This window comes from Streptomyces sp. MK37H (genome assembly GCF_018035285.1).
Taxonomy (GTDB): Bacteria; Actinomycetota; Actinomycetes; order Streptomycetales; family Streptomycetaceae; genus Streptomyces; species Streptomyces endocoffeicus.
Map to the genome: position 1 here is coordinate 1 of NZ_JAAAYH010000556.1, position 4,824 is coordinate 4,824.

At 71.7% G+C, this 4,824-nt stretch carries 3 protein-coding genes; all 3 read left to right on the forward strand.

The features are described from left to right. The first annotated feature begins 469 nt into the window (after nucleotides 1-469). Nucleotides 470-1,831, forward strand: coding sequence for a glutamine synthetase family protein (locus GWI24_RS40395; protein ID WP_167501255.1), 1,362 nt, complete (start codon nucleotides 470-472; stop codon nucleotides 1,829-1,831). Nucleotides 1,832-1,918: 87 nt separating this feature from the next. Next, on the forward strand, nucleotides 1,919-2,545 hold the full coding sequence (locus GWI24_RS40400; RefSeq protein ID WP_210951001.1) for a maleylpyruvate isomerase family mycothiol-dependent enzyme: 627 nt from the start codon (nucleotides 1,919-1,921) through the stop codon (nucleotides 2,543-2,545). A 119-nt stretch (nucleotides 2,546-2,664) separates the two neighbouring features. After that, a partial coding sequence (locus tag GWI24_RS40405; RefSeq protein ID WP_210951002.1) for a bifunctional [glutamine synthetase] adenylyltransferase/[glutamine synthetase]-adenylyl-L-tyrosine phosphorylase occupies nucleotides 2,665-4,824 on the forward strand: 2,160 nt, incomplete at its 3' end.

A 4,824-nucleotide genomic window follows, 5' to 3' on the forward strand; every position in this document is an offset into this window, starting at 1 on the left:
ATGCCCGTGCCGAGCACGGCACGGCGAGTCTTTTCGTGCATGAGTCAGTACCCCAATGCTGATGTGTGCCGGATGCGTGAGGGTCGGCGCGTCCACCGCCCCGCCGGGAGGGCGGGCGGCCGACGCGCCGCTCTATGCGCCGCATCAGCGATCGGCTCGGGGGTGAGGGGCTTCGGTGCATCGCCGCCTCCATCTGACCGTTCAGATCATCATCTGACCGTTTGATCATCGTGATATTCGGCACCCTACCCCCAAGGGGTATGGAGCCCCGGCAGGCGCCACGGAGGGGGCAGAACGGTCGGGTCCGGGACCGGCCGGGTGAAAGTACGATGCACTCATCGTGGTGAGGTGAGGGGAGACCGGGGCGACCGGACGAAACCTCTGTGAAATCCCGCCGCGTGATACTGGGGATGCGGAAGGTGCCCCGGGCCCGCGCAAAGAGCCGTTTGACCTGCAAGGATAGGGGACCATGGATAAGCAGCAGGAGTTCGTGCTCCGCACGCTCGAAGAGCGCGACATCCGGTTTGTGCGGCTCTGGTTCACCGATGTGCTCGGCTTCCTGAAGTCCGTGGCCGTCGCGCCGGCCGAACTCGAGGGCGCCTTCGACGAGGGCATTGGATTCGACGGCTCCGCGATCGAGGGCTTCGCCCGGGTCTACGAGTCCGACATGATCGCCAAGCCGGACCCCGGCACGTTCCAGATCCTGCCCTGGCGCGCCGAGGCCCCCGGGACCGCACGGATGTTCTGCGACATCCTGATGCCGGACGGCTCACCGTCCTTCGCCGACCCCCGCTTCGTCCTCAAGCGCATCCTCGCCAAGACCTCCGATCTCGGGTTCACCTTCTACACCCACCCCGAGATCGAGTTCTTCCTGCTCAACCAGAAGCCGGTGGACGGCACCCGCCCGGTGCCCGCCGACTCCTCGGGCTACTTCGACCACACCCCGCAGAACATCGGCATGGACTTCCGCCGCCAGGCGATCACCATGCTGGAATCGATGGGCATCTCGGTCGAGTTCTCCCACCACGAGGGCGCCCCCGGCCAGCAGGAGATCGATCTGCGCTACGCCGACGCGCTCTCCACCGCCGACAACATCATGACGTTCCGCCTGGTCATGAAGCAGGTCGCACTGGAGCAGGGCGTGCAGGCCACCTTCATGCCGAAGCCCTTCTCGGAGTTCCCCGGCTCGGGCATGCACACCCACCTCTCCCTCTTCGAGGGCGACCGCAACGCCTTCTACGAGTCCGGCGCCGAGTTCCAGCTCTCCAAGGTGGGCCGCTCCTTCATCGCGGGCCTGCTGCGCCACGCCGGGGAGATCTCCGCCGTCACCAACCAGTGGGTCAACTCCTACAAGCGCATCTGGGGCGGTTCCAAGCGCACCGCCGGCGCGGGCGGCGAGGCCCCCTCCTACATCTGCTGGGGCCACAACAACCGCTCCGCCCTCGTCCGCGTCCCCCTCTACAAGCCTGGCAAGACCGGCTCCACCCGCGTCGAGGTCCGCTCCCTGGACACCGGCGCCAACCCCTACCTGGCCTACGCGGTCCTCCTCGCCGCCGGCCTCAAGGGCATCGAGGGCGGCTACGAACTCCCGGCCGGCGCCGACGACGACGTCTGGGCCCTCTCCGACGCCGAACGCCGCTCCCTCGGCATCGAGCCCCTCCCGCAGAACCTGGGCGAGGCGATCGACCTCATGGAGCGCAGCGAACTGGTCGCCGAGACGCTCGGGGAGCATGTCTTCGACTTCTTCCTGCGCAACAAGAAGCAGGAGTGGGAGGAGTACCGCTCCGAGGTGACACCGTTCGAGCTGCGGAAGAACCTCCCCGTCCTCTGATCTCCCAGGCGTCCATAACGGTCGCTTCTGGCCGCGAGAACCATGAGCTCTTGGACTTACGGCGAGGCTGCCGAAACCCTTGAGCTCATGGACCTCGTGGACATCAGAAGAGCGATCGCGGCCGAACGCCGGGAGCTGGCGGGGGTGTTGGACGGGCTGACGGAGGAGCAGTGGGAGGCGCCCAGTCTGTGTACGGGGTGGCGGGTGCGGGAGGTGGCGGCGCATATGTCGATGGGGTTTCGGTATCCGCTGCCGGCGGTGCTGTGGGAGCTGGTCAAGGCGCGTGGCGGCCTTCACCGGATGACCGATCGGCTCGCCCGTAAGGACGCGGCCGCCGCCTCGACCGGGGAACTCGCCGCGTACCTCCGGGACCACGCCGACCACCCCTGGAAGCCGCCGGTGGGCGGGGTCGAGGCGGCGCTGGGGCACGATGTGATCCACGGGCTGGACATCACCGTCGCGCTCGGGCTCGGGCGCCGGGTGCCCGAGGACCGGCTGCGCGTTCTGCTGGGGACGGTCAACCCCAGGGGGCTGAAGTTCTTCGGGGCCGACCTCGACGGGGTCCGGCTCCGCGCCGACGATCTGGACTGGTCGTACGGCAGCGGCGCCGAGCTGACCGGGGCCGCTCAGGACCTCCTGCTGGTCGCCTATGGGCGCCGGCTTCCGCCGGGGCATCTTCGCGGCGAGCCGCGGGGCCGTTTCGTGGGTGTCTGACCCCGCCCGGACCTGCCGCTTCGCCCTCGGGGTCGCTTAGGCTCGTCAGCGGCGCCTTTGATCACGGGTGTGCGGGTGGTCGAGCGGCGCGGAGTCGACCAGGGACGGGAGGCGGCGGGATGGCCGTACCGCAGGGACGCAGGAGCAGCAATATCACCCGGCTGCTGCGGCACGGTTTCACCGACGCCTCGGCCGCGCAGCGGCTGCTGGACGCGCCCGAGCTGGCCTCGGTACGGGACGACTCCGTATTGCTGGAGGCGCTCGGCGCGACCGCCGATCCCGATCTGGCGCTGCTCGGGCTCGTCCGGCTCGTCGAGGCGCTGCCCGAGGAGGACGCGGAGGAGAAGGAGGACGGCGGGCAGCGGGCCGGGTCCCGGCAGGCGCTGCTGGACACCCTCGTCACCGCCAAACCGCTGCGCGACCGGCTGCTCGGCGTACTCGGCGCCTCCGAGGCGCTGGGCGACCACCTCGCCCGCCACCCGGGCGACTGGCACGCCCTGGTGACCTACGAGTCGGCCGATCTGCACCCGGCCACCCCGGAGTTCGAGCGGGCCCTGGCCGAGGGGGTCTGGGGCGCGCCCGGGGCGGGGATGCCCCGGCCCGACGCGCTGCGCGTCGCCTACCGCCGGGCGCTGCTGGCCATCGCCGCCCGCGATGTGTGCGGCACCACCGACATCACCCAGACGGCCGCCGAGCTGGCCGACCTGGCGACCGCCACGCTGCGGGCCGCGCTGGAGATCGCGGCCGAGGAGCAGCCGCAGGACGCCGCCGCCTGCCGGCTGGCCGTGATCGGCATGGGCAAGTGCGGGGGCCGCGAGCTCAATTACGTCTCGGATGTGGACGTGATCTTCGTGGCGGAGGCCGTTGAAGGCGTTGATGAGGGCGAGGCGGTACGGGCCGCCACCCGGCTCGCCTCCCGGCTGATGCGCGTCTGCTCCGACGTCACCGTCGAGGGCACCATCTGGCCCGTCGACGCCAACCTCCGCCCAGAGGGGCGCAACGGCCCGCTGGTGCGCACCCTCTCCAGCCATCTGGCGTACTACCAGCGCTGGGCCAAGACCTGGGAGTTCCAGGCGCTGCTGAAGGCCCGTCCGGTCGCGGGCGACGCCGCGCTCGGCCAGGCGTATGTGGACGCCCTCGCGCCCATGGTCTGGCAGGCCGTCGAGCGCGAGAACTTCATCCCCGACGTGCAGCAGATGCGCCGCCGCGTGGTCGAGAACATCCCCGTGTCCGAGGTCGACCGCGAGCTCAAGCTGGGCCCCGGCGGCCTGCGCGACGTCGAGTTCGCCGTCCAGCTGCTCCAGTTGGTGCACGGGCGGTCCGACGAGTCGCTGCGCAGCGGTACGACGCTGGACGCGCTCGCGGCCCTGGCCGCCGGCGGCTATGTGGGGCGCACCGACGCCGCCGCGCTGGACGACGCGTACCGCTTCCTGCGCACCATGGAACACCGGCTCCAGCTCTACCGGCTGCGCCGCACCCATCTGATGCCCGAGGGCGAGGCCGACCAGCGCCGCCTCGGCCGGTCGCTGGGGTTCCGCACCGAGCCGGTGACGGAGCTGGGCACCGCCTGGCGGCGGCACGCTCGCGAAGTGCGGCGGCTGCACGAGAAGCTCTTCTACCGGCCGCTGCTGGACGCCGTCGCCCAGCTCCAGCCCGGCGAGATCCGGCTCAGCTCCGAGGCGGCCGGTCAGCGGCTCACCGCCCTGGGGTACGCGGACCCGGCCGGTGCGCTGCGCCACCTGGAGGCCCTGGCGTCCGGGGTGACCCGTAAGGCGGCGATCCAGCGGACCTTGCTGCCCGTGCTGCTGGGCTGGTTCGCCGACTCCGCCGACCCGGACGCCGGGCTGCTGGGCTTCCGCAAGGTCTCGGACGCGCTGGGCAAGACGCCCTGGTACCTGCGGCTGCTGCGCGACGAGGGCGCCGCGGCGGAGAACCTGGCCCGGGTGCTCTCCGCCGGGCGGCTCGCCCCCGACCTGCTGCTGCGCGCCCCCGAAGCGGTCGCCCTGCTCGGCGACCCGGAGGGGCTGCGCCCGCGCGGCCGGGCCCATCTGGAGCAGGAGGTGCTGGCCGCGGTCGGCCGCGCCGACGGCGCCGAGCAGGCGGTCGCGGCGGCGCGCGGGGTGCGGCGGCGCGAGATGTTCCGTACGGCGGCCGCGGACATCATCGAGAGCGCCCGGCTGGCCAACGGCGAGGTGCGCCCGACCGTGAGCTGGCCGCCGTCGGGCGATCAGACGCCGGGCCGGGCCACCGGGGCGGCCGCCCCCGCACCGGTCAAGGCG